General features: G+C 72.3%; 22 protein-coding genes. 15 read left to right on the top strand and 7 right to left on the bottom strand.

What is annotated here, in order from left to right; genetic code table 11:
• The first annotated feature begins 7 nt into the window (after nucleotides 1-7).
• The 5 genes from LL946_RS18310 (at nucleotide 8) to LL946_RS18290 (ending at nucleotide 3979) form a co-directional block, all read left to right on the top strand.
• Nucleotides 8-460 carry an SRPBCC family protein gene (locus tag LL946_RS18310; RefSeq protein ID WP_404383269.1) on the top strand — a complete coding sequence of 151 codons (453 nt, stop codon included), beginning with the start codon at nucleotides 8-10 and terminating at the stop codon, nucleotides 458-460.
• Nucleotides 461-561: 101 nt separating this feature from the next.
• Nucleotides 562-1761 (top strand): ArsA family ATPase, encoded by a 1200-nt coding sequence (locus LL946_RS18305; protein ID WP_404383267.1) that lies wholly within the window; start codon nucleotides 562-564, stop codon nucleotides 1759-1761.
• Nucleotides 1751-2167 carry a hypothetical protein gene (locus tag LL946_RS18300; protein ID WP_404383265.1) on the top strand — a complete coding sequence of 139 codons (417 nt, stop codon included), beginning with the start codon at nucleotides 1751-1753 and terminating at the stop codon, nucleotides 2165-2167. Before LL946_RS18305 ends, LL946_RS18300 begins: the two co-directional genes overlap by 11 nt.
• Entirely contained in the window at nucleotides 2164-3126 is a 963-nt protein-coding gene (locus LL946_RS18295; protein ID WP_404383263.1) for an ROK family glucokinase, read from the top strand. Before LL946_RS18300 ends, LL946_RS18295 begins: the two co-directional genes overlap by 4 nt.
• Before the next feature lie 19 nt (nucleotides 3127-3145).
• A complete protein-coding gene (locus LL946_RS18290) occupies nucleotides 3146-3979 on the top strand; it encodes an endonuclease/exonuclease/phosphatase family protein (RefSeq protein ID WP_404383261.1) in 834 nt (277 codons plus the stop codon).
• A gap of 84 nt (nucleotides 3980-4063) precedes the next feature.
• Here LL946_RS18290 and LL946_RS18285 read toward each other — a convergent pair whose 3' ends face one another.
• On the bottom strand, nucleotides 4064-4720 hold the full coding sequence (locus tag LL946_RS18285) for a hypothetical protein (RefSeq protein WP_404383260.1): 657 nt from the start codon (nucleotides 4718-4720) through the stop codon (nucleotides 4064-4066).
• Nucleotides 4721-4883: 163 nt separating this feature from the next.
• Here LL946_RS18285 and LL946_RS18280 point away from each other — a divergent pair, with 163 nt between their 5' ends.
• The 3 genes from LL946_RS18280 to LL946_RS18270 are packed head-to-tail and all read left to right on the top strand — an operon-like array spanning nucleotide 4884 to nucleotide 7607.
• Nucleotides 4884-5696 carry a lysophospholipid acyltransferase family protein gene (locus LL946_RS18280; protein WP_404386945.1) on the top strand — a complete coding sequence of 271 codons (813 nt, stop codon included), beginning with the start codon at nucleotides 4884-4886 and terminating at the stop codon, nucleotides 5694-5696.
• On the top strand, nucleotides 5671-6885 hold the full coding sequence (gene macS / locus LL946_RS18275) for a MacS family sensor histidine kinase (protein WP_404383258.1): 1215 nt from the start codon (nucleotides 5671-5673) through the stop codon (nucleotides 6883-6885). The genes LL946_RS18280 and macS overlap by 26 nt, the downstream gene beginning before the upstream one ends.
• Complete coding sequence (locus LL946_RS18270) at nucleotides 6882-7607, top strand: response regulator (protein WP_404383256.1); 726 nt, start codon at nucleotides 6882-6884, stop codon at nucleotides 7605-7607. Before macS ends, LL946_RS18270 begins: the two co-directional genes overlap by 4 nt.
• 7 nt (nucleotides 7608-7614) lie before the next feature.
• On the opposite strand, the gene LL946_RS18265 is transcribed toward LL946_RS18270, so the two are convergent.
• Nucleotides 7615-8043 carry a hypothetical protein gene (locus tag LL946_RS18265; protein WP_404383254.1) on the bottom strand — a complete coding sequence of 143 codons (429 nt, stop codon included), beginning with the start codon at nucleotides 8041-8043 and terminating at the stop codon, nucleotides 7615-7617.
• Nucleotides 8044-8181: 138 nt separating this feature from the next.
• Here LL946_RS18265 and LL946_RS18260 point away from each other — a divergent pair, with 138 nt between their 5' ends.
• Both LL946_RS18260 and LL946_RS18255 read left to right on the top strand, forming a co-directional pair.
• Nucleotides 8182-9537, top strand: coding sequence for a class II 3-deoxy-7-phosphoheptulonate synthase (locus LL946_RS18260; RefSeq protein WP_404383252.1), 1356 nt, complete (start codon nucleotides 8182-8184; stop codon nucleotides 9535-9537).
• Nucleotides 9534-10613, top strand: coding sequence for a threonine aldolase family protein (locus LL946_RS18255; protein WP_404383250.1), 1080 nt, complete (start codon nucleotides 9534-9536; stop codon nucleotides 10611-10613). The genes LL946_RS18260 and LL946_RS18255 overlap by 4 nt, the downstream gene beginning before the upstream one ends.
• A gap of 202 nt (nucleotides 10614-10815) precedes the next feature.
• Here the strand turns inward: LL946_RS18255 and LL946_RS18250 are convergent, their stop codons facing one another.
• The 3 genes from LL946_RS18250 to LL946_RS18240 form a co-directional block, all read right to left on the bottom strand.
• A complete protein-coding gene (locus tag LL946_RS18250; protein ID WP_404383248.1) occupies nucleotides 10816-11751 on the bottom strand; it encodes a DMT family transporter in 936 nt (311 codons plus the stop codon).
• Nucleotide 11752: 1 nt separating this feature from the next.
• The gene (pknB, locus tag LL946_RS18245) at nucleotides 11753-13702 is read right to left on the bottom strand and encodes a Stk1 family PASTA domain-containing Ser/Thr kinase (protein ID WP_404383246.1); all 1950 of its coding nucleotides are present in this window, start codon (nucleotides 13700-13702) and stop codon (nucleotides 11753-11755) included.
• A gap of 62 nt (nucleotides 13703-13764) precedes the next feature.
• Nucleotides 13765-14895 (bottom strand): LysM peptidoglycan-binding domain-containing protein, encoded by a 1131-nt coding sequence (locus LL946_RS18240; RefSeq protein ID WP_404383244.1) that lies wholly within the window; start codon nucleotides 14893-14895, stop codon nucleotides 13765-13767.
• A 125-nt stretch (nucleotides 14896-15020) separates the two neighbouring features.
• Here LL946_RS18240 and LL946_RS18235 point away from each other — a divergent pair, with 125 nt between their 5' ends.
• Nucleotides 15021-15392 carry an Rv2175c family DNA-binding protein gene (locus LL946_RS18235; RefSeq protein ID WP_404383242.1) on the top strand — a complete coding sequence of 124 codons (372 nt, stop codon included), beginning with the start codon at nucleotides 15021-15023 and terminating at the stop codon, nucleotides 15390-15392.
• 305 nt (nucleotides 15393-15697) lie between these two features.
• Here the strand turns inward: LL946_RS18235 and LL946_RS18230 are convergent, their stop codons facing one another.
• A complete protein-coding gene (locus LL946_RS18230) occupies nucleotides 15698-16783 on the bottom strand; it encodes a polyprenyl synthetase family protein (protein ID WP_404383240.1) in 1086 nt (361 codons plus the stop codon).
• A 71-nt stretch (nucleotides 16784-16854) separates the two neighbouring features.
• Here LL946_RS18230 and metF point away from each other — a divergent pair, with 71 nt between their 5' ends.
• The gene (gene metF / locus LL946_RS18225) at nucleotides 16855-17742 is read left to right on the top strand and encodes a methylenetetrahydrofolate reductase [NAD(P)H] (RefSeq protein WP_404383238.1); all 888 of its coding nucleotides are present in this window, start codon (nucleotides 16855-16857) and stop codon (nucleotides 17740-17742) included.
• Between the two features lie 180 nt (nucleotides 17743-17922).
• Here the strand turns inward: metF and LL946_RS18220 are convergent, their stop codons facing one another.
• Entirely contained in the window at nucleotides 17923-18444 is a 522-nt protein-coding gene (locus LL946_RS18220) for a YbaK/EbsC family protein (RefSeq protein ID WP_404383236.1), read from the bottom strand.
• 122 nt (nucleotides 18445-18566) lie between these two features.
• Between LL946_RS18220 and LL946_RS18215 the strand changes: the two genes are divergently transcribed.
• From LL946_RS18215 to LL946_RS18205, 3 genes are all read left to right on the top strand, one after another.
• The gene (locus tag LL946_RS18215) at nucleotides 18567-18884 is read left to right on the top strand and encodes a DUF6504 family protein (RefSeq protein WP_404383234.1); all 318 of its coding nucleotides are present in this window, start codon (nucleotides 18567-18569) and stop codon (nucleotides 18882-18884) included.
• Nucleotides 18885-18889: 5 nt separating this feature from the next.
• On the top strand, nucleotides 18890-19291 hold the full coding sequence (locus tag LL946_RS18210) for an SAV_6107 family HEPN domain-containing protein (protein WP_404383232.1): 402 nt from the start codon (nucleotides 18890-18892) through the stop codon (nucleotides 19289-19291).
• A gap of 103 nt (nucleotides 19292-19394) precedes the next feature.
• A complete protein-coding gene (locus tag LL946_RS18205; protein ID WP_404383230.1) occupies nucleotides 19395-23195 on the top strand; it encodes a DNA polymerase III subunit alpha in 3801 nt (1266 codons plus the stop codon).
• Nucleotides 23196-23216: the final 21 nt, after the last annotated feature.

Here is a 23216-nt window from a genome sequence, read left to right as displayed (position 1 = left end):
TGCGCCCATGACAGAAAGCACGTCGTCGTCCATCCACATCGCCGCCGAACCGGGCGCCGTGCTCGACGTCATCGCCGACTTCGAGGCCTACCCCGACTGGGCCGAGCAGGTGAAGCGGGTCAGCATCCTCAGCGAGGACGGCGACGGCTGGGCCGACCAGGTCGAGTACGTCCTCGACGCCGGCGCGGTCAAGGACACCTACGTCCTCGAGTACGACTGGGACGGGATCGCCGAGGACGGCTCCGGCCTCGTCTCCTGGAAGCTCGTCCGCGCAGGGGTGCTCAAGGCGCTCGACGGCTCCTACACGCTCACGCCGAGCGAGGGCGGCACGCAGGTCGACTACAACCTCGCCGTCGACGTCAAGATCCCGATGATCGGGATGCTCAAGCGCAAGGCCGAGAAGCTCATCACCGACACGGCGCTCAAGGAGCTCAAGAAGCGCGCCGAGTCCCTCGCCTGAGCGCCACCGACCCCACCGCTGCCATCGGCCCAGCCCACCCCATCGACACCGCCGACCGCGTCGACCCCGCCGAACCGGCCCCCGCGACGCCACCTCGCGTCGTGCTCGTCACCGGCAAGGGTGGCGTGGGCAAGACGACGACCGCCGCCGCGATGGCGGTCGAGTCGGCCCGGGTGGGCCGTCGGACCCTCGTCATGTCCACGGACGTGGCGCACAGCCTCGGCGACGCCCTCGACGTCGACCTGCGCACGTCCCCCTCGTGGGAGCAGACGCTGCCGGTCGAGGAGCGGCTGCATGCCCAGGCCGTCGGGTCGCGCACGAGCGTGGCCGCCGACTGGGGGACCCTGCGTGACTACCTGCTCACCGTGCTCGACTCGGTCGGCGTCGACCCCGTCGTGGCCGAGGAGCTCACCGCCCTGCCCGGCGCCGACGAGATCAGCGCTCTGCTCACCCTCGGTCACCACGCGACGAGCGGCGAATGGGACGTCATCGTCGTCGACTGCGCTCCGACCGCCGAGACGTTGCGGCTCCTCGCCCTGCCCGAGGTGCTCGGGTGGCACCTCGACCGCCTGCTGCCGGCACAGCGCCGCCTGCTCACCGCGATGCGACCGGCCGCCGCCAAGGCCGCAGGGCTGCCGATGCCCGACGGCGCGGTCCTCGACGTCATCGCGACCTGGCGGGCCCACATGGCGGAGGTCCGTGCCCTGCTCACCTCCGAGCGCGCGAGCGTGCGCATCGTCCTCACGCCCGAGAACGTCGTCATCGCCGAGGCCCGCCGCATCCTCACGTCGCTGTCACTGCACGGGTATGCCGTGGACGCGGTCGTCGTGAACCGGGTCATCCCCGTCGACGACGACCCGTGGCGCGCGGCCTGGAACGCGGCGCAGTCGGCCGGGATCGCCACGATCACGGCGTCGTTCCACGGCACGCCCGTGCTCGTCGCGCCCTATCTCGCGGGGGAGCCGACCGGCCCGGACGCGCTCGCGGACCTCGCCGACCGGACGACGACCCTCGCGGGCGAGCTCGCCCCGCTCGAGGCGCCGGTTCGGGTGGGCGGCCTGCACGTCGAGGCCGACGGCGAGGAGTTCGTGCTCCTGCTGTCACTCCCGCTCGCGCGGTCCGGTGACGTCGACCTCGCCCGCCGCGGTGACGACCTCGTCGTCGACGTGGGTGGTGTGCGCAGGGTCATCGCGTTGCCTTCGGTGCTCAGACGCTGCATCGTCAAGAATGCCGGTGTGCGCTCCGGGATGCTCCGGGTGCGCTTCGAACGTGATGAGGAGGTGTGGCCCCGTGGACGCTGACGCGCGACTCGACGCCGCCGTGGGCTCCGTGGCCGAGGAGGCCACCCGGCTGCTCGAGGCCCTGGGGCGGGGGCCGCAGCCCCGCCCGGACGAGGGCCCGACGGCACAGGAGGACCTCGACGACCCGGACCAGCAGGAGGGCGAGCACGTCCACGTGGCGATGGGCGATGCCGAGTCCTGCACGTGGTGCCCGGTCTGCCGCTCGGTCACCGCACTGCGCGGCGTGAGTCCCGAGACCCTCAGCCGGCTCGCTGACCTCGCCACGACCGCGGCGACGGTCCTCGCGGACCTGGCCAGCCGGCATACGGAGTCCGCAGGCGCGAACGCGACCGAGCGCCACTCGACGAGCGAGCGCACACCTCGCACCGAACCCATCACCGTCGTCGACGAGGAGGACGCCCCGTGAGCCTGGCGATCGGCATCGACATCGGCGGGACCAAGGTCGCCGGTGGAGTCGTGGACGAGGACGGACAGGTCCTCGTCCGGGCCCGCCGCGACACCCCGCACCGCTCCAAGCGGCCCCGCGTCGTCGAGGACACCATCGTCGACGTCGTCGAGGAGCTGCGCTCGCAGCGCCCGGACGTCACCGCCGTCGGCATCGGCGCGGCCGGCTTCGTCGCCGCCGACCGGGCCACCGTCGTCTTCGCGCCGCACCTGTCGTGGCGGCACGAGCCGTTGCGCGACGCCCTGAGCAAGCGCATCGACTCGCCGATCCTCGTCGAGAACGACGCCAACGCCGCGTGCTGGGCGGAGTGGCGCTTCGGCGCGGCCCAGGGCGAGTCCGACGTCGTGATGGTCAACCTCGGCACGGGGATCGGTGGCGCGATCCTCATGCACGGCGAGCTCATCCGCGGTCGCTACGGCATCGCCGGCGAGTTCGGGCACATGCAGGTCGTGCCCGAGGGGCAGCGCTGCGAGTGCGGCAACCGCGGCTGCTGGGAGCAGTACGCCTCCGGCAACGCCCTCGTGCGTGAGGCCCGGGCCATGATCCTCGCCAACTCTCCGGTCGCCACCGACCTCGCCGCGCGCGTGGACGGTCGGGCCGACGAGCTCACCGGGCCGATCGTCACCGAAGCCGCCCGTGACGGCGACCCGACCTCGACCGAGCTCCTCGCCGAGATCGGGCACTGGCTCGGCATCGGCATCGCCAACCTCGCGGCCGCCTTCGACCCCGGCACGTTCGTCATCGGCGGCGGCGTCTCCGCCGCCGGGGAGCTGCTGCTCGGACCGGCGCGAGAGACCTTCCGCCGCCGGCTCACCGGTCGCGGCTACCGGCCGGAGGCGCAAATCGTCGCCGCCCGCCTCGGCAACGAGGCCGGCCTCATCGGCGCTGCCGACCTCGCCCGCAACGGGTCGCCCTCGTGACGGTGGGGGCGGCCACACCGTGAGCACGATCCGGGTCGCGAGCTACAACACGAGGGACTTCCTCGAGGACCCGTATGCCGCGGCGCGCGTCGTGCGCGCGATCGACCCGGACGTGCTCTGCCTCCAGGAGGTGCCACGCCGGCTGTTCTCGACGCACCGGGTCGCCAACTTCGCGCGCGACTGCGGCATGTACTGGTCCGGGCGGCACCGCGGCAGCGGTGGGACGACGATCTTCACGTCCCTGCGCGTCGACGTCGTCGAGTCTCGCCACCAGCGCCTGCGGGTGGCGTTCCTGCAGCGGACCCGGGGCTTCGCGCTCGCCCGCGTGGCCGCGCCGGGGCGCGAGCCCATCGCCGTGGCCAGCGTCCACCTCAGTCTCGACGCCCGCGAGAGGGCTGCGCACGCCCAGGTCATCCTGCGAGCCGTCAACGTCGGCGGCGAGGTCGTCCTCGCCGGTGACCTCAACGAGAACGAGTCCGGTGACGCGTGGAAGGCGTTCGCCGGCGTCATGCGCCCGGTCTCGCCGATGACCCCCACCTTCCCGGCGATCAGGCCCCGGCGCGTCCTCGACGTCATCTTCGCGTCGTCGGGCCTGCAGGCCGAGCCGCACGTGGCCCTGGACATCCCGGAGGCCGACCTCGTCGCCGGCAGCGACCACCGTCCGACCTGGGTCGACATCCGCCTCGAGGAGCCCTCGGTCGTGCAGGAGCGAGCGGAGGATGCCTCGGCCCGGGCGAGCGAGTCGGTGACCGAGGAGATGGTGCAGGAGGCCGAGTCGGAGGCGGCCCAGGTGGCGACGGAGCCCGCCGAGCAGGCGTCGGCGGGTGACGTCACCGACGGCCGGAACGGGTGACGTCGCCGCACCGATCAGGTCGGCCGACGTGACCGGAACCCACGTCGCGTGGTGGGTCCCACGCCCTGTGAGGGCCTGCCGTGGTCAGACGCGGGCGCCGTTGTCGTCGTCGAACGGGTCGCGGTCCCTGGGCTGTCGCAGGACCATCAGGGCGAAGCCGCCGAAGAACATGAGGATGGCCCCGAGCGTCCACCACCCGGCGTAGAACGGCTTGGACAGCACCACCCAGAGCAGGACGAGCGGTCCGCCGACGAGTCCGAGGAGCGCGCCCCAGTAGCCGATGTCCTCGCCCGGGGGCAGCTGCACCGGCGGCGGCTCGAAGTGCTCGTCCTCCTCGTCGGTGCTGTGCCCCTGACGCCAGGCCTCCGGCGCGGATCCGGCCTGATCCTCGGGCTCGTCGCGGTGCACCGGAAGGGGGACGACGACCTCTCGCACAGGCTCCTGCGCGATCGGCGGGGCGACGTCCTGCACACGGTCCCTCGTGGTGTCCGGCACCTGCTCGGACGTCCGATCCACGGGGGAGTCGGTGGTGGCGTCGGCGCCGGCGTGGGAGTCAGGGGCGGCGTCGGCCGCAGGCTCGTCCACCGGGGCGGGTGAGTCGACCTCGGGACGCGAGAGTGCGGCATACGCGGCAGTGATGTCCTGGACGGTCCGCGGCGCCGGAGGGGTGCTCGACGCGGCGCCGTCGTCCCAGTGGGCGACGATCGCGTCGAACTCCGCATCGATGTCACGGTCGTTCATGGCTGCCTCACGGGTGCTGGGACGGACAGGAGAAATGGTGCCACGTCACGAGTCGTCCGTGACCGGGAACGTCTTCGGCAACACGTCCCGACTCCTCTTTAGTCCGTCGGGCCGTCCGCGCTCGTGCACTAGAGTCGTGCTGGACTCGACGGAAGGGACATTGGTGTTCTACTGGGTGCTCAAGACCGTGTTCCTGGGGCCGATCCTGCGGCTTCTGTTCCGGCCATGGGTCGACGGCGAGGAGAACATCCCCGAGACCGGCGCCGCGATCTTCGCGAGCAACCACCTCTCCTTCTCCGACTCGATCTTCCTTCCCCTCGTCGTGCCGCGCCGCATGACCTTTCTCGCGAAGGCCGACTACTTCACCGGGGTCGGTCTCAAGGGCCGGCTCACCGCCGCGTTCTTCAAGGGCGTGGGCCAGGTGCCCGTCGACCGCTCGGGAGGCAAGGCCAGCGAGGCGGCCCTGAGCTCCGGCCTGCGGATCCTGCGCCGCGGTGAGCTCCTCGGCCTCTACCCGGAGGGCACGCGCTCTCCCGACGGACGGCTCTACAAGGGCAAGACCGGCGTCGCGCGGATGGCGCTCGAGGCCGGTGTCCCGGTCATCCCCGTCGCGATGATCGACACCGACAAGGCACAGCCCACCGGCAAGGTCATCCCCAAGGTCATGCGGGTCGGTGTACGCATCGGCAAGCCGCTCGACTTCTCCCGCTACAAGGGCATGGAGGACGACCGCTTCGTCCTGCGCTCGATCACCGACGAGGTCATGTACGCCCTCATGGAGCTCTCCGGCCAGGAGTACGTCGACATGTATGCCGGGTCGATGAAGGACCGGATCACCCGGGCCAAGCGGATCCTCCAGCGTGAGCAGGCCGAGGCCGCCAAGCCCGGCCGCGCCGTCGACGAGCTCGAGCGCGAGCTCGACGCGGGCGAGACCAGCGACGGGACCCGAGGTGCCGACGAGCAACGTGCGGGCTGAGACGGTCAGGCCCCGGGGGGCGCTGTTCGGTGTCACCACGAGGTCGGTCCGCACCGGTCGCACCGAGCCGGTCATCGTCGAGGCGTTCTCCCGCGGTCTCGACTGGTTTCGCCCCGCGGCGGCCCTCTACGCCGGCGTCCTCGTCTGGGGTCGCCACGACACGATGCTGCGCCCGTGGGTGGCGTTCACCGTCATCGCCGTCCTCATGGGGTTCAGCCTGCTGCTGCTCGTCTTCCGTCGGCGCACGACATGGCTCCTCGCCGTCGAGGTGGCGCTCGCCGTCGGGGGCATCTTCGCGACACTGCTGGCCGACCACCCCGAGGACGTCGCCGCCGGCACGCTGACACTGCCGACGATGTGGGCGGCGGGGTGCGTCGTCGGGGGCGGGGTGCTGCACGGACGCGTGGGCGGGCTGGTCGTCGCGGCCATCGTCTCCGCCGCAGACCTCATCGAGATCGGCTCGCCGAACGGCGGTACGTGGCACAACATCCTGCTGCTCTTCCTGCTCGGCGGGCTCATCGGGCTGGCCGTCGACCTCGCGCGTGAGGGTCTGCAGCGCTACGAGCAGGTGCTCGCCGAGCGCGAGCGGCTCCGCGAGCGCGAGCGGCTGGCCCGGGTCGTCCACGACGGGGTCCTCCAGACGCTCGCCTTCATCCACCGCCGGGGCGACGAGATCGGCGGCCAGGGCGCCGAGCTCGGGGCGCTGGCCGCCGACCAGGAGCGTGCCCTGCGCCGGCTCGTGTCCGAGGAGGTCCTCGGGCCACGCCTCGCTGCCTCGGTGGCGGGGGAGATCCGCCGTGACCTGCGGCTGCTCCTCGGCGCCCACGAGGGCGAACGGGTGAGCGTGTCCCTGCCGGGCGGTCCCGTGCCGCTGGAGGAGAACCGCGCGGAGGAGCTCGACGCCGCCGTGGCCGCCGCCCTCGACAACGTCACCCGCCACGCGGGGGAGGACGCCAAGGCCTGGCTGCTCCTCGAGGACCACGGCGACACCGTCACGGTGACCGTGCGCGACAACGGCGTCGGGGTCGACCAGGGCCACCTCCTCTCGGCGTCCCAGCGCGGCCGTCTCGGCGTGAGCCAGTCGATCGTGGGCCGGGTACGCGACCTCGGCGGCACTGCAGACGTCATCACCCGACCCGGCGCCGGCTGCCGGGTCGTCATCACCGTCCCCCGCGAGGAGCCCGCATGACCGACCACCCCACCGACGCCTCGGCCGAGGGCGCGACGTCGCGCCGGACGACGGTGCTCGTCGCCGACGACCACCCGCTGTGGCTCGGTGCCCTCGAGCGTGACCTCGCGCAGGCCGGGCTGGACGTGGTCGCCACGGCCGCCGACGGCCCGTCGACGGTGCGGCGGGCGCGGGCGACCCGGCCCGACGTCCTCGTCCTCGACCTCAACCTGCCGGGTCTGCGCGGCGACGAGGTGTGCCGGGCCCTGGGTGACCTCGAGACCCGGGTGCTCATCCTCTCGGCGAGCGGGGAGCAGCTCGACGTCCTCGCCGCCATCAAGGCCGGCGCCACCGGCTACCTCGTGAAGTCGGCCTCCGGCCAGGAGATCGTCGACGCCGTGGCCGCGACGGCCCGCGGCGAGGCGGTCTTCACGCCGGGTCTCGCCGGCCTCGTGCTGGGGGAGTTCCGGCGGATGGCCGCCGGTGGCGCCGAGGCCGAGGCCACTCCTGCCGCGAACACGCGACCGATCCCCGAGCTCACCGACCGCGAGACCGAGGTCCTGAGGCTCGTCGCGACCGGCATGTCCTACAAGGAGATCGCGGCCGAGCTCGTCCTGTCGCACCGCACCGTGCAGAACCACGTCCAGAACACCCTGGGCAAGCTCCACCTCCACAACCGGGTCGAGCTCGTGCGCTTCGCGCTCGCCCGGGGCCTCGAGGACGGCCAGAACGGCGCGCCCTGACCCGGTCTCACAGCACGCCCGGGTCGTAGTCACGCATCTCGTGGCAGGGCCCGGCGTTGACGTAGACGGCCGTCGGCCGGGACGCACCGCCCTCGGCCCCGACCGTGAGGCACATGTCCGCTCTTCTCGCCTGCAGCACGGAGCGCTGCGTCTCCTGCACCGTCCATCCGTCTGGCTCGAGCTCCGCTCGGTAGTGCTCCATCACGGACGACTCGCTCGAGCTCGTCTCCATACGCCCACCGCACACCGATCGGTTGAAGTCGTCATAGCTGGGGCTGACGGTCATCGTCGCCCTGTCGACATGGGTGACCGAGGTCAGGGTGTCGCGCGTGGCTCCCGTGCACCCGATCCCCGCAATCCGGCCGGAGCAGGCACCGAGGCCGACGACGAGGAAGAACGCGACGGGGGCCGCCGTCGCACTGGTTCGAGAGCTCATCGCGTGTCTCCTCACATCGAACATCCATGCCAGTGTGGCGTCGCCGCCTGACGCAGACCATGAGGAGACGTACTCAGCGCGACTGACCGGCATACGGGCGCCGCAGGCCACATCACGAGACGCGCCTATCCTTGACGCGTGAGCACGACCATCGGCCCAGACCTGAGCACCTTCCTCGAGGCGACTCCCGACCTTCCCGCTGCCCAGCAGCCGGTCTGGCCGGATGCTGCCGCCCTCGAGACGGCCGTCGCCGAGCTCTCGACCTATCCGCCGCTGGTCTTCGCCGGTGAGTGCGACGTGCTGCGTGACCGGATGGCGTCGGCCGGCCGGGGCGAGGCGTTCGTCCTCCAGGGCGGCGACTGCGCCGAGACCTTCGCCGGTGCGACCGCCGACAACATCAAGAACCGAATCAAGACGATCCTCCAGATGGCCGCGGTCCTCACCTACGGCGCGTCGGTCCCGGTCGTCAAGGTCGGCCGGATGGCGGGGCAGTTCGCCAAGCCGCGCAGCAGCAATACCGAGACCCGCGAGGACGTCACCCTTCCCGCATACCGCGGGGACATGGTCAACGACTTCGAGTTCACCCCCGAGGCCCGCCACCCGGACCCGCAGCGGCTCGTGCGCGCCTACCACGCGAGCAGCGCGACGCTGAACCTCGTGCGGGCTTTCACCACAGGCGGTTTCGCCGACCTGCGCCACGTCCACGACTGGAACCGTGGCTTCGTCGCCAACGCCGCGAACCAGCGCTACGAGAAGCTCGCCCGCGACATCGACAAGGCCATGAAGTTCATGGCGGCCTGTGGCGCCGACTTCGAGGCGATGCGCACGACTGAGTTCTTCGCCGCGCACGAGGCGCTCATCCTCGACTACGAGCGTCCGCTCACGAGGGTCGACTCGCGCACCGGGAACCTCTACGACACGTCGGGCCACTTCATCTGGATCGGCGAGCGCACCCGTGACCTCGGCGGGGCGCACCTCGACTTCGTCAGCCGCATCCACAACCCGATCGGCGTCAAGGTCTCGGCCAAGGCCCAGGTCGACGACCTGCTGCGGATGATCGACCTCGTCGACCCCGACCGCACGCCGGGGCGCCTCACCTTCATCACCCGCATGGGCGCTGGCCACGTCCGCGACGCCCTGCCGGCGATCGTCGAGAAGGTCACGGCGAGCGGTGCCGCGGTCACGTGGATCTGCGACCCGATGCACGGCAACACCTTCGAGTCGGCGTCCGGCTACAAGACACGCGACTTCGAGGACGTCGTCGACGAGGTGCGCGGCTTCTTCGAGGTGCACCAGGGGCTCGGCACGGTGCCCGGAGGCATCCACGTCGAGCTCACCGGCAACGACGTCACCGAGTGCATCGGCGGCTCCGAGAAGATCCTGGACGCCGACCTCAACAAGCGCTACGAGACGGTGTGCGACCCCCGGCTCAACCACCAGCAGAGCCTTGAGCTGGCCTTCCTCGTCGCCGAGATGCTCAGCCGCGAGCCGTGAGCCTGGACGTGGCGCCCGCAGCGGAGCCCGGTATGCCGCGTCGCTGGGTCGCGGACCTGCTCTCGGACACGCTCACCCAGCCGACCCAGGCGATGCGCTCGGCGATGGCGCAGGCGCCCGTGGGCGACGACGTCTTCGGCGAGGACCCGACCGTCGCCGCTCTCGAGTCGCGCGTGGCGGCGCTGCTCGGCCACGAGGCGGCCCTGTTCACCCCGACCGGGTCGATGGCCAACCAACTGGGCATGCGACTGCACGTCGCGGCCGGCGAGGAGGTCATCGCCGACTCCCTGGCGCACGTCCTGCGCGCCGAGCTCGGTGCCGCGGCGGTGCTGTCCGGCATCTCCTCGCGCAGCTGGGCCGCCGACCGCGGGAGGCTCGAGCCGTCGGCCCCGCTGGGGCTCATGAGCACAGGTGCCGGCCCGTACCAGGTCGGCACGGCGCTCATCGTCGTCGAGAACACCCACAACTTCGGCGGTGGCACGATCCAGCCGCTCGAGGCGATCCGCGAGGTGCGGTCCGCCAGCCGGGAGGCCGGCGTCGCCCTGCACCTCGACGGTGCCCGGCTGTGGAACGCCCACGTCGCCACCGGGATCCCGCTCGCCGACTACGGCCGGGAGTTCGACACCGTGAGCGTGTGCCTGTCCAAGGGACTCGGCGCTCCGGTCGGGTCCGTGCTCGTCGGCTCGGCCGAGGACATGGCGCGGGCCCGCATCTGGCGCAAGCGATTCGGTGGAGGCATGCGGCAGGTCGGCATCCTCGCCGCTGCCGGACTGCACGCGCTCGACCACCACGTCGAGAGGCTGGCCGACGACCACGCGCGCGCGGCCCGGTTTGCCGCGGCCGTGGGAGAGGTCGCCCCCGCGGTGGTCTCACCGGACCGCGTCGAGACCAACATCGTCATGCTCGACCTGTCGGGGACCTCCTGGGCACCCGCCGAGCTCGTCGAGGCAGCGGGGGCACGCGGCATACGGACGTATGCCGCCGGGCCCACCGGCGTGCGGCTGGTCTGGCACCTCGACGTCGACGACGCCGGGACGGACGCGGCGGCCGAGGTCTTCGTCGACCTCCTCTCCTGAGCGACCCGGACGGTCGTGGCCGGCCCGGTACGCACTTCGTGACCAATTGGTCGAAAAGTGCCGCAGGCCCGGTCCGCACTTCGTGACCAATTGGTCGAAAAGTGCCGCAGGCCCGGTCCGCACTTCGTGACCAATTGGTCGAAAAGTGCCGCAGGCCCGGTCCGCACTTCGTGACCAATTGGTCGAAAAGTGCCGCAGGCGCTCAGACGTCGTGGTGGAGGATCTCCGCCGGCGGGTCCTCGAGCGCCGACACGCCCTCCTCGTGACCGCTCCCGCGCAGCTCGACGAGGTACATCGCGCCCAGGACGAGGCCACCACCGACGAGCAGCCGCCACGTGACGGCCTCGTCACCGAACGCGACCGCGAAGAGAGCAGCGAACACGGGTTCCATCGCCATGACGACGGCGGCCCGCGTCGCGGTGAGGTGGGCCTGCGCCCACGTCTGTGCGATGAGCGCGCCCGCCCCGGCGAACACCGCCATGTAGAGCAGCGAGACCCACTGCCCGCCCGTCCCGGGGAGGGTGACGCCGTCCGGCACGGCCGCGACCAGGCACACCAGCGAGATGACGGCGGCCTGGACGGTCGAGAGGCCGAGGGCGGTCGAGGCCGTCGACCAGCGACCCAGGGCGAGGATGTGCAGGGCGTAGACCGCGGCCGAGCCGAGGGTGAGGGCCTCACCGAAGCCCATCGCGAGGCCCTGCAGCGAGAGCACGCCGATGCCGAACGTCGCGATGACGGCGGCCATCCACGCAGCGCGGGGGACGTGGTCGCGCAGGAGGAGCGCGCCGAGGACTGGGGTGAGGACGATGTAGGTGCCGGTGAGGAACCCGGACACGGATGCCGCGGTCGTCTCGAGGCCGACGGTCTGGAGGAGCTGTGCGACGGCATACAGGACGCCGAGACCGGCGCCCAGCGAGAGCCCACGCCGGCTCAGGGCGAGGGTCTGCCGGTGGAAGAGCGCGAACATGAGCACGGCGGCGATGCCGAAGCGGACCGCGAGGAAGTCGGCCGACGGGACGTGGTCGACGAGGTCGCGGATGAGGAAGAACGTCGAGCCCCAGACCGCCGTCACGGCGAGCAGGAGCAGGACGGCGAGACGGGCTCGGCCGTCGTGGACCGGCGAGGGGCGTGCGGTCACCTCAGACCGTCGTCACGACGATCTCGGAGCCCTTGGGCTGCTGCGACCCCTCGGGCAGGCTCAGGCCCTGCACCGTGCCGAAGTTGATGCCGGGGATGGCCTGTCGCTCGGTCACCCTGAACCCGGCCGTGGTGAGGATCTGCCGCACCTCGGTGAACTGCTTGCCGATGAGGCCGCCGGGGACGGTGATGAGCACCGGTCCCTTGGAGGTGACGACGGTGACCTTGTCGCCCCTGAAGAGGGTGCCGCCGGCGGGCTCCTGACGGATGATCGAGCCGGCGGGCACGGTGTCGCTGTTCTCCTCGCCGGACACCTCGACGACGAGGCCGGCCTTGCCCAGCGCCGCCTTGGCGGCGTCCAGCGGCTTGCCGGTGAAGTTCTCGACGGGGACCGGCTGACGGCCCTTGCTCACGGTGAGGGCGACGACGCTGCCGCGTTTGAGGGCGGTGCCGGCCTTCGGGGCGGTGGCGATCACCTGTCCGTCGGGAACCTTCTCGTTGAAGGCCTCCGTCACCTTCCCGAGGGCGAGGTTGGCCGCGGTGACCTGCTCGGTCGCTTCGGCGAGGCTCTTGCCCGCAAGGGCTGGGACGGCGTAGCGCTCGGGTCCCTTGGAGACGACGAGGGTGACGACCGTGCCGCGCCGGACCTCGTCGTTGGCCTTGGGGCTGCTCGAGATGACGACCCCGCGGGCCACCGTCTCGCTGAACCCCTCGCGTCGCGACGCGTCGAGGTGCTGGGCGCGCAGGGCGGACTCGGCCGCGACGACGGGCTTGCCGACGACGGCCGGGACGATGGTCGGGGCGCCGGGACCGGCGATGAAGAACCACGCGGTCGCCGACGCGATGGCTGCCGACACGACGACGAGGATCCACGGCCACACGGCACGGCGGCGCCCCTGCGGACCGGAGGTGCGTGCCGGGAGGCCGGCGGTGGCCGGAGGTGCGCCGCGGACCTGCTCGCGCAGGGAGGTCGCGGACGCCGGCTGGTGCTGGGTGCGCTCCCGGGTCGTGGGGCGCTCGACCGGGAGGGCGGTCGTGCGGGTGACGGTGGCGGCGGCGGCCCCGGCGGCGGCAGCGGTGGGGCGGTCGTCGAGCTCGGCCGGGGTGAGTTCGCGCCGCGCGGTGCGCAGGAGCGTCGCGAACGCGGCAGCGTCCGCCGGGCGGCCGTCGGGGTCGCGAGAGGTCGCGGTCGCCACGAGCTCGTCGAGGATCTCCGGGGCATGCGGGTCACGGTCACGCAGCCGCGGCGCACCGGCGTGCACGTGCTGGTAGGCGACGTTGATCGCCGTGTCCCCGTCGAACGCCTTGGAGCCGGTGAGCATCTCGAAGAGCAGGAGCCCGGCCGCGTAGACGTCACTGCGGGCATCGGCGATCCCGCGCTCGACCTGCTCGGGGGAGAGGTAGGAGACCGTGCCGAGCAGCAGCCCGGACGAGGACGTGACGGTGTGGGACGTCACGGCACGGGCAAGCCCGAAGTCGGCGACCTTGACGGCGCCGTCCTCGCGGAGGATGACGTTCTCGGGCTTGACGTCGCGGTGGATGATCCCGGCCCGGTGGGCGGCCGCGAGGGCGTCGAGCACCGGCAGCATGATGTCGACCGCCGCCCGGGGCGTCAGCGCACCCTCGGCCTCGATGACCTCGCGCAGGGTGTGCCCGGGGACGTACTCCATCGCGAGGAACATCCGTCCGTCGTCCTCGCCCTGGTCGAAGACGGCGACGACGCCCGGGTGCGACAGCCGGGCAGCCGACCGGGCCTCACGGTGGAACCGCGAGCGGAAGGCCTCGTCCCGGGCGAGGTGGGGCCGCATGACCTTGAGGGCGACCTCCCGGTCGAGCCGGGTGTCGACCGCGAGGTACACCGAGGCCATGCCACCGTCGGCCAGGCGCTCGAGGACCCGGTATCGGCCGTCGAGGGTCTCGCCGACGAGGTCGTCGGTGGGGGCGGTGGACACCCGACGAGTGTACGGACTGCCCGGAGGCGGCCCGTGGACCCCGGTGCTCGACCCCGCCGGTGTCACATACGGCCCTTGAGTGCCTTGATGTTCGCGACGTAGGCCCGGGTGTCGGTGAACATGCCGCGCGAGCGCACCGAGGCCAGCCCCTGGTAGTACCCGGCGATCGCCTGGTCCTCCGACGCGGCCATCCGGGTGAGCGCCCGGAGCATGACGACGCCAGCGGTGACGTTGTCCTCGGGGTCGAGCAGGTCGAGCTTGCGGCCGATGAGGGACGAGGCCCACTCACCGCCGGACGGGATGACCTGCATGATGCCGACGGCGTTGGCGACCGAGACCTGCCGCTGGTTCCAGCCCGACTCCTGCATCGAGATCGCGAGGGCCAGCCGGGGGTCGACACCGTGACGACGGGCCGTCGAGGCGATGAGCTTCTTGGTCTGGGCCCGCGTGGGAACCGAGCGCTTGGCGAGGATCGCGCGGTTGCGAGCGGCGTTGCGGACGATCTTGTCGGGGTACGTGCGCCCGGCGAACGTGTTGGGCAGGGTCTTCGGCGCCGACTTGCGCGCGGGGGTGCCCGGGATGACGAGCCGCTGGCCGGCGTAGATCGTCGTGCCCCTCAGGCGGTTGGCCTTGACGAGGGCCGAGACGGTGCGGCCGTGCCTGGCGGCGATCCCGAGCAGGGTGTCGCCGTTGCGGACGCGGTATGCCGTCCCCCGCGACTTCGCCGCAGCCGCGGACTTCGCGGTCGCTCGCGCCGGAGCGGCGGCGGTCGAGAGGCGCAGCTTCTGGCCGGGGAAGATGAACGAGCGCGGCGAGATGCCGCTCGCCTTGGCGATCGCCGGCACGGTGGTGCGGTAGCGGGCGGCGATGTCGGAGAGCGTCTCGCCGGCCCGCACCGTGTGGGTGCCGAGCCTGCGTGCGGTGGCGCGCGGGGCCGCCTTGGCCGCGGCCCTCGCGCGGGCCGGCACCTGGATGGTGCTCCCGGCCCAGAGGCGCCGAGCATCGCTGATGCCGTTCCTGGCCGCGAGTGTGCGCGGCGTCGTGCGGAACGTCGCGGCGAGGCCGATGAGCGTGTCACCGCTCCTCACGGTGTAGTTCGTCCAGCCGTGCGGGGCCGGGGTGCTGTGGCTGACCACGTGCGTCGGGATGACTGCGTTCGGTGGCACCGTCGCCGGGGGGAGGGCGATGACCATGGAGGCCGTCCTTTCCGCGACGACGGGGGACCGGCGTCGTGTTGTCTGTGTGACTCCTGAGACAGGCGTTGTCAGAGTAGCGGCTGTGACTAGACTGTGGGGGGATCTGTGGCACGCTGGCCACCGTGAGTGACCAGGAGACCCAGCTCGAGACCCTCGTCGGCCAGTGGCTGACCGTGCCCGACATCGCCGAGCGCCTCGGCATCTCGCTCTCGGACGTGCGTCGTCTCATCGACGACCGCGAGGTGCTCGCCTCGCGTGTCGGCGAGCGCAACGTCGTCGCCGTCCCCGAGAAGTTCTTCGACGACGAGGGCGTGCTCAGCGCGCTCAAGGGCACGTTCACCGTGCTCGGCGACGGTGGCATGAAGGACGACGAGATCGTGCGTTGGCTCTTCACCCCCGACGCGACCCTGCCGGTGGACGGTGCGCCGATCGACGCGCTGCGCGGCGGGTTCAAGACCGAGGTGCGGCGGCGGGCCATGGAGCTCGCCTTCTAGCCCTTCCGTATGCCGTGTGCTCGCCTTGGTTTGTGGGTCGCGCGGTTGTCCCGGTTCGCCGCTGTCCCATCCGCCGCTCGCGCGCTGCGCGCGCTCCCGGCTCCCGCCAGGCCCAGCCTGCGGCGAACCGGGACAACCGCGCTCCCGTTGACCGGTCGCCTTCCCGGCTCCCTCACCTTTCGGCTCGCGAGCCAGGTTGGCCGCGGAAGTCGCAATGACACGGGTGGGACGCACGGCGTCGGTGAGGTGGGTGCGGCAGGGGAGGGGCTGCTGCGTCCTCGGCTGTCTTTGAGGTGACGGGCCGGTCAGGCGGTGCGGGCTGTGCTGATGTGGATGAGGTCGTCGAGGACCTGCTTGGCGTCGGGGGCGACGCCGGTGGCGGCTGCGAGGGAGGTGCGGGCGCTGGTGGCGAGGGTGGTGATCTCGTGCTCGACCGCGTCGACGGCGCCGGAGTCGGTGATGACGGTGCGGAGAGCGTCGACGGTGGCGGGGTCGAGGTCCGGGGTGCCGAGGTGGGTGCGGAGGAGCTCGCGCCCGGCGTCGTCGGTTCCGCTCAGTGTGTGGGCGATGAGCACGGTGCGCTTGCCCTCGCGCAGGTCGTCGCCCGCGGGCTTGCCGGTGGACTCCGGGTCGCCGAAGACGCCGAGGAGGTCGTCGCGCAGCTGGAACGCGTGGCCGAGGTCGAGGCCGTAGGACGAGAGCCGGGCGAGGTCGGAGTCGGGCAGGCCGCCGGCGGTCGCACCGATGAGGAGGGGGTGCTCGACGGTGTACTTGGCGCTCTTGTAGCGGATGACCCGCTGCGCGCGCTCGATCCGTTCGGCCGAGGGGAGGTCGTCCCACGGCCGCACCGAGTCGACGACGTCGAGGAACTGGCCCGCCATGAGCTGGGTGCGCATCCGGTCGAAGACGCCCCGGCCGCGGGCGAGGTCGTCCGCCGGGAGGCCGCTCGTCGCGACGAGCTCGTCGGTCCAGGTGAGGCAGAGATTGCCGGCGAGGATGGCACCCGCGACGCCGAAGCGCTCGTCGTCGCCGCCCCAGCCACGCTCGGTGTGGACGGCCGCGAGCGCGCGGTGGGCGGCCGGCATACCGCGTCGGGTGTCCGAGTCGTCCATGACGTCGTCGTGGATGAGGGCCGCGGCCTGGAAGAACTCCATCGCCGTGGCGAGGCGCACGAGGGCGTCGGAGTCCGGCCGGCCGGCTGCGCGGTGTCCCCAGTAGAGGAAGGCGGCGCGCAGGCGCTTGCCACCCGCGAGCAGCGAGCCGATGCGGTCGAGGAGGTCGGTGACGTCCGGGCCCAGCTCGTCGAGGACGGTCGCCTGGGTGAGCAGCTCTTGGTCGATGCAGGTCTGCACGCGGGCGCGCAGGTCCATCTCGTCCAACGGGCTGGTCACGAACGCTCCTCGCATCTCACGGTGTGTGAGGCACGAGCCTACGGCCTGCGTGCTCGACTAATCTCACCCCTATGCCAGCCCGGTCGATCCCAGCTCTCCTCGCCGGTCCGCGACCTTCGGTGAGCTTCGAGTTCTTCCCGCCCAAGGACGACGCGTCCGAGGCGGCGCTCTGGGACGCCATCCGCCGGCTCGAGCGGGTGCGGCCCGACTTCGTGTCGGTGACCTACGGTGCCGGGGGGTCCACCCAGGACCGCACCGTCCGCGTCACCGAGCGCATCGCCCGCGAGACCACCCTCACCCCGCTGGCCCACCTCACCTGTGTCGGGGCGTCGGTGGAGGACATCCGCCGGGTCGTGGGCCAGTACGCCGCGGCCGGCGTCCGCAACATCCTTGCCCTGCGCGGCGACCCGCCGGGCAACCCCGGTGGCGAGTGGGTCGCCCACCCCGAAGGGCTCAACCACGCGACCGACCTCGTCTCCCTCATCCGCACGCTCGGTGACTTCACCATCGGCGTCGCGGCGTTCCCCGACGTCCACCCCGCCTCACCGGACCTCGACCACGACGTCGAGGTGATGATCAAGAAGGCCGACGCCGGCGCCAGCTTCGCCGTGACGCAGATGGTGTTCGACGCCGACAGCTACCTCCGCCTGCGCGACCGCGTGGCCCAGCACCGCGACCTGCCGATCACGCCCGGGCTCATGCCGGTGACCAACCTCAAGCAGATCACCCGCATGACCCAGCTCATGGGGACGCCCCTGCCGCGGGCGGTGGTGGACCGGCTCGAGGCTGTGGCCGCAGACGCCGACGCGGTGCGCGCGGTCGGTGTCCAGATCGCGACCGAGCTGGCCCAGCGGATGCTCGCCGAGGGCGCACCGGGCCTGCACTTCATCACGATGAACCGCTCCACGGCCACGCTCGAGGTCCACGAGAACCTCGGGCTGTCCACCGGCGCCCGCTGAGGCAGGTCTGCGCTCGCTGACGCAGGTCGTCGGCGGGTGAGTACCTCGGGGGAGCCGATCTGAGTATCCGTACTGATCCCCTGCCCATCCGTTCGACGAAAGAGTGGTCCTGTGGCCGCGTGGCCGGGACGGTGAGTGTGGAGGGGCGCTCGTCTTCCCGGCGACGCGGCCGTCTCGCGTCTAGTCGACCTCGATGGCCTTGCCGCTGGTCAGGCGGAGCAGCTCGTCGTAGGTCGTCATGAAGACCGAGTGGCTGTGCCCGGCCGCCGCCCACACGTGCTCGAAGCTGCTCAGGGTGACGTCGACGACCGTGCGCAGGGGAGTGGGGTGCCCGACGGGGGCCACCCCGCCGATGGCGAAGCCGGTCCACTCGCGCACCTCCTCGGGGGTGGCCTTGTCGAGGGAGGCGAGGTCGAGCAGCCCGGCGATCCGGTCCTGGTCGACGCGGTGCCCGCCCGAGGCGAGAACGAGCAGGGGCTCGGTCGAGCCGTCGTGGCGGCGCCCGGCGAAGACGAGCGAGTTGGCGATCTCGGCGGGCGTGACACCGAGGGCGTCGGCGGCTGCCCGGGCCGTGCGCACGGCGTCGGGGAGGTAGCGCACTACGGGCCGGACATGGTGTGCCGCAAGGGTGCTCAGCACGGCAGCCACCGAGGGATGCGCGCTGAGGTCATGCTCCGACACGGTGTCGCCGGGCTCGGTCATGGCGTCAGCGTAGGGGGTTGACGTCGCCGCGTCCTGCGGTTGTAGAGTGTGGAGATCGAACATTTGTTCGAACGATGTTCGACCCTCTCCCTCACCCCATCCTGTCCTGAGGAGGCCATGTCGTGGTGCGCCGGTACGAAGACCCCGTCGAGGTGCGCGTCGAGGCGGCGATGCCCAGCGCCGAAGGTGTGCTCGCCCTCCGTCCCCGACCGCGCGCGTTCGTCTGGCGCGGCCGCATCCTCGTCATCCGTGACGTCCTCGACGACTGGAGCGAGCGTCGCTCCTGGTGGCGCGACCTCGGTGACCTCGGCGAGCGTCCCGAGCGGCACGTGTGGCGGGTCGAGGCCGGCAGTGCCGCAGGCACCGGGGTCTACGACCTGGCCTCCGACGCCGCCGACGGCTGCAGCGACCCGTGGGTCCTGCTCCGGGCCCAGGACTGACCGCCATGGGTGCCGGTCCCGCGCTCGCGCTCCTCGAGCAGTCCCGCCAGTGCCTCGCCGAGGCGTATGCCGCGGAGCTGGCTGCCGCCCGCTTCGTCGCCTCCCAGGACGCCGCGATGCGGGCGGCGGCAAGCCTCGTCGCCAAGCAGGGACGGACCGGCCCGCAGGACCTCTGGCCGCTCCTGGCCCGCCACGCCCCCGAGCTCGGTGAGTGGGCCGACTTCTTCGCCCTCGCCGCCGTGCGCCGTCACGAGGTCGGGTCGCGCTCGTTGCGGGTCTCGGTGCGTGAGGCCGACGACCTGCTTCGCGCCGCCGAGACCTTCGTCGGCGTCGTCACCTCAGCCCTCGGTATGCCGTCCGGCCAGCCGGCCGTGCACCGTCTCGCCGCCGCTCGCGAGACCGCCTAACCCTCGGCCACCGCCGACTTCTTGCCCCAGGACCACCGCACGGCGCCTCGGGCGGGCCGGATCCGGTGGTGCAGGGGCAAGAAGGCGAAGAGAAGGAACCCCCGTGAACACCGACTTCGTCCACCTCCACGTCGCCTCCGGCTTCTCGATGCGCTTCGGGGCCTCGACCCCCGAGGACCTCGTCGAGCGCGCCGCGGAGCACGGGCAGCCGGCCTTGGCCCTCACCGACCGCGACGGCCTCTACGGCGCGGTGCGGTTCGCGATGGCCTGTGGTCGGGCCGGCATCGACCCGGTCCTCGGTGTCGACCTCGCCGTCGGGGAGCCGCCGGTGCCGGGGCGGGCCCCGGCCCGGGTTCGCACACCGGTGCGCGGTGGGGCGGTCGTCGACCTCCGCCTGCCGCGGGTCACGGTCCTCGCCCGCGGCCGGGGCGCGGGCATCGAGCGGGGGCTCGGGTGGGCTGCCCTGTGCAGGCTCGTGACCGACACCCACCTGCGCGGCGAGCGCGGCACCCCGGTGACGTTGCCGGACCTCGTCGCCCGGTGGTGCCGTGGGGGAGAGCGCAGCCCCGCTCGTGACCCCGAGCCGAGCCGGCTGAGGGTGCTCCTCGGCCCCGACTCCGACGTGGGTCGCGCCGTCCTCGCCCGTCGCCCCACGGAGGCCCGGGCCCGGCTCGAGGCCTGGCGCGCGCTTCTGCCACCCGAGGCGCTCGCGCTCGAGATCGTCGGCAACGGCGGGCCGGAGGGCACTCCCGGGTCGAGGGTCCATGCCCGCCGGATGCTCGGCCTCGCCGACGAGGCGCGAATCCCTGCGGTCCTCACCGCAGCGGTCCGGCACGCCGACCGCGACGGGGTGCGCACGGTCGACGTCCTCGACGCCGCCCGGCGGCTCGTCGTCCTCGACTCCCGCCACCTCGACCGGGTCACCGACGCCGGACACCTCGCGAGCAGCGAGGAGATGTGGGTCCGGGCCCTCGAGGTCACCGGCGACAACGCTCGCGCCGCCCAGCTCGTCGGCGCGACCCTCGCGCTGGCCGACGAGTGCGTCCAGGACGCCCGGGCCGACCTCGGCATCGGCGCCGTCCACCTTCCCGAGCCGGGCATCCTCGGTATCGATGCCGGGGTGGACCCCCAGCAGGTGCTCACCGAGCGGTGTCGCGCCGCCGTCGGTGGGCGCTACCCCGCGATCGGTGACGCGCAACGGCATACGGTCCTGTCCCGGCTCGACGACGAGCTGCGCGTCATCGCCGACCTCGGCTACCCGACCTACTTCCTCACCGTCGCCGAGGTGACCGACCTCATCAAGGCGAGGGGGGTGCGCGTCGCGGCGAGGGGCTCGGGCGCCGGGTCGCTCGTCAACTACCTCCTCGGCATCAGCGGTGTGGACCCGATCCGGCACGACCTGCTCATGGAGCGGTTCTGCTCGCCTCTGCGGGCCGAGCTGCCCGACATCGACGTCGACGTGGAGTCGGCCCGCCGGACCGAGATCTACCAGGCGATCCTCGACCGCTTCGGCGGTGACCGGGTGACGTGCGTGTCGATGATGGACACCTACAAGGTGCGCCACGCCATCCGCGACGTCGGGGCCGCGCTCGGCATGCCGCCCATCGAGATCGACGAGATCGCCAAGGCGTTCCCGCACATCCGGGCGCGAGACGCCCGCAGCGCCATCGCCGACCTGCCCGAGCTGCGCTCCCGCGGGCTGGACGCGCCACGGCTCGACACCTTCTTCGAGCTCGTCGAGCGGCTCGACGGGTTGCCCCGGCACATCGCCCTGCACCCGTGCGGCGTCGTGCTGTCCAACACCGGCCTGCTCGACCGGACGCCCGTCGAGGCGAGCTGGCTGGGCTTCCCGATGAGCCAGTTCGACAAGGACGACGTCGAGACCCTCGGGTTGCTCAAGCTCGACGTCCTCGGCATCCGGATGCAGTCGGCGATGGCCCACGCGGTGTCCGAGGTGCGTCGGGTGGACGGCGTCGACGTCGACCTCGACGACGAGGCACAGGTGCCGCTCGACGACGAGGCGACCTTCCGGCTCATCCGCACCTCGCACACCCTCGGGTGCTTCCAGATCGAGAGCCCGGGCCAGCGCGAGCTCATCGGCAAGTTCGGGCCCGAGCGCTTCGGCGACCTCATCATCGACATCTCGCTGTTCCGCCCCGGGCCGGTGAAGTCCGACATGATCACGCCGTTCCTCGAGAGCCGGCACGGCTGGTCCAAGCGTCGGCTGCTGCACCCGACACTCGAGCCGGCCCTCGCCGAGACCGAGGGTGTCGTCGTCTTCCACGAGCAGGTGCTGCGAATCGTCGCCGAGACGACCGGGGTGACCCTGGCCCAGGCCGACGAGGTGCGGCGCACCATGGGCACGCCCCAGGGCCAGCTCGACATCGAGGCGTGGTGGCGCCCGGCAGCCCGTGCACGTGGCTACGCGCCCGACGACGTCGACCGCATCTGGGAGGTCCTCAAGTCGTTCGCGTCGTTCGGCTTCTGCAAGGCGCACGCGGCCGCCTTCGCCCTGCCGACCTACCACTCGGCCTGGCTCAAGACCCACCACCCCGCGGCGTTCCTCGCCGGGGTGCTCACCCACGACCCGGGCATGTATCCCAAGCGGCTCATCCTCGACGACGCCCGCTCGCTGGGGATCGCCGTGCTCGGTCTCGACGTCAACGCCTCGGGCGACACCTACCGGATCGAGCGGCTCGACGATGCAGGACGCGGTGGCGGCTCCGGCTTCACCCCCGTGCACCCCGACCTGCCCGACGCGAGCGACTACGGCATCCGCCTCTCCCTCACCGACGTCAAGGGCATCAGCGACGCCGAGGTTGCGAGCATCGTTGCGGCACAGCCGTTCTCGAATCTCGGCGACTTCTGGTCACGGGCCACCGTGAGCCGTCCGGTCGTCGAGCGGCTCGTCCTCGCCGGTGCGTTCGACGCCATGCACGGCATCGGTGCCACGGGATCCGGGCTGGGCCGTCGTGGCCGCATCACCCGTCGCGACCTGCTGCTCCACGTCGGTGAGCTCGACCGGTGGGAGCGGGCGAGCACCGGCCGGTCGTCGCGACGGAGGGTCCCGCCACCGTCCCTGGGGAGTGACCAGGTGCGCGAACGTGCGGCGGCACAGTCGCAGGCGGCTCGCCCCGTGGTCGCTGCCGCCGAGCAGTCGGTCCAGCTCACCCTCGACCTCGGCGACCGGCCCGAGCTCACCCCGGGCACCGGCCTGCCCGAGATGACCGGAACCGAGCGGGTGCGGGCCGAGCTCGACGTCCTCGGCCTCGACGCCTCGGCCCACGTCGTCGAGTTCTACGGGCCGATGCTCGACGCCCTCGGGGTGGTCCGCAGCAAGGATCTGCTCACCGCCCGCAGCCGCAGCGAGGTGTGGATCGCAGGGGTCAAGGTAGCCACGCAGACCCCGCCGATCCGCTCTGGTCGCCGCGTCGTCTTCCTCACCCTCGACGACGCGACCGGTCCGGTCGACGCGACCTTCTTCGAGGACGTCCAGGGCCCGTATGCCGCGACCGTGTTCCACTCCTGGCTGCTCCTCGTGCGTGGGGTGGTCCGGCGCACCGGCCCTCGCGGGATTTCGGTGCGGGCGACCGGGGCGTGGGAGCTCGCCGGTCTGTGGGACGCGTGGCGCGACGGCGGGCACTCCGCGGTCGTGCGTGCCCTCGAGGCCGCAGACGCGGAGGCCGTGGCTCGCGCGGAGGCGGGGGAGCGGGAGGCCGACGCCCGGGGTCGGAGGCGGGTGCTCGTCCACGCGTCCGGGTTCAAGCAGTCGCCCTACGCCGACATCAAGCCCGCGGGGTCGCCGACGACCGACGGTCACCGGGTCGCCTCGATCGTCGTGCCGGAGCACGGGACGCCGTCGCGCAAGCTCTGGCACTCCAGCCCCGGCAGCTCCGGCCACTGACACCCGTCAGGGTCGGTCAGG

The sequence above is a fragment of the Knoellia locipacati genome (assembly GCF_044791685.1).
Classification (GTDB): Bacteria; Actinomycetota; Actinomycetes; order Actinomycetales; family Dermatophilaceae; genus Knoellia; species Knoellia locipacati_A.
Note: the sequence above shows the minus strand (reverse complement) of the source record. Positions and strands in the feature narration are given on the sequence as shown.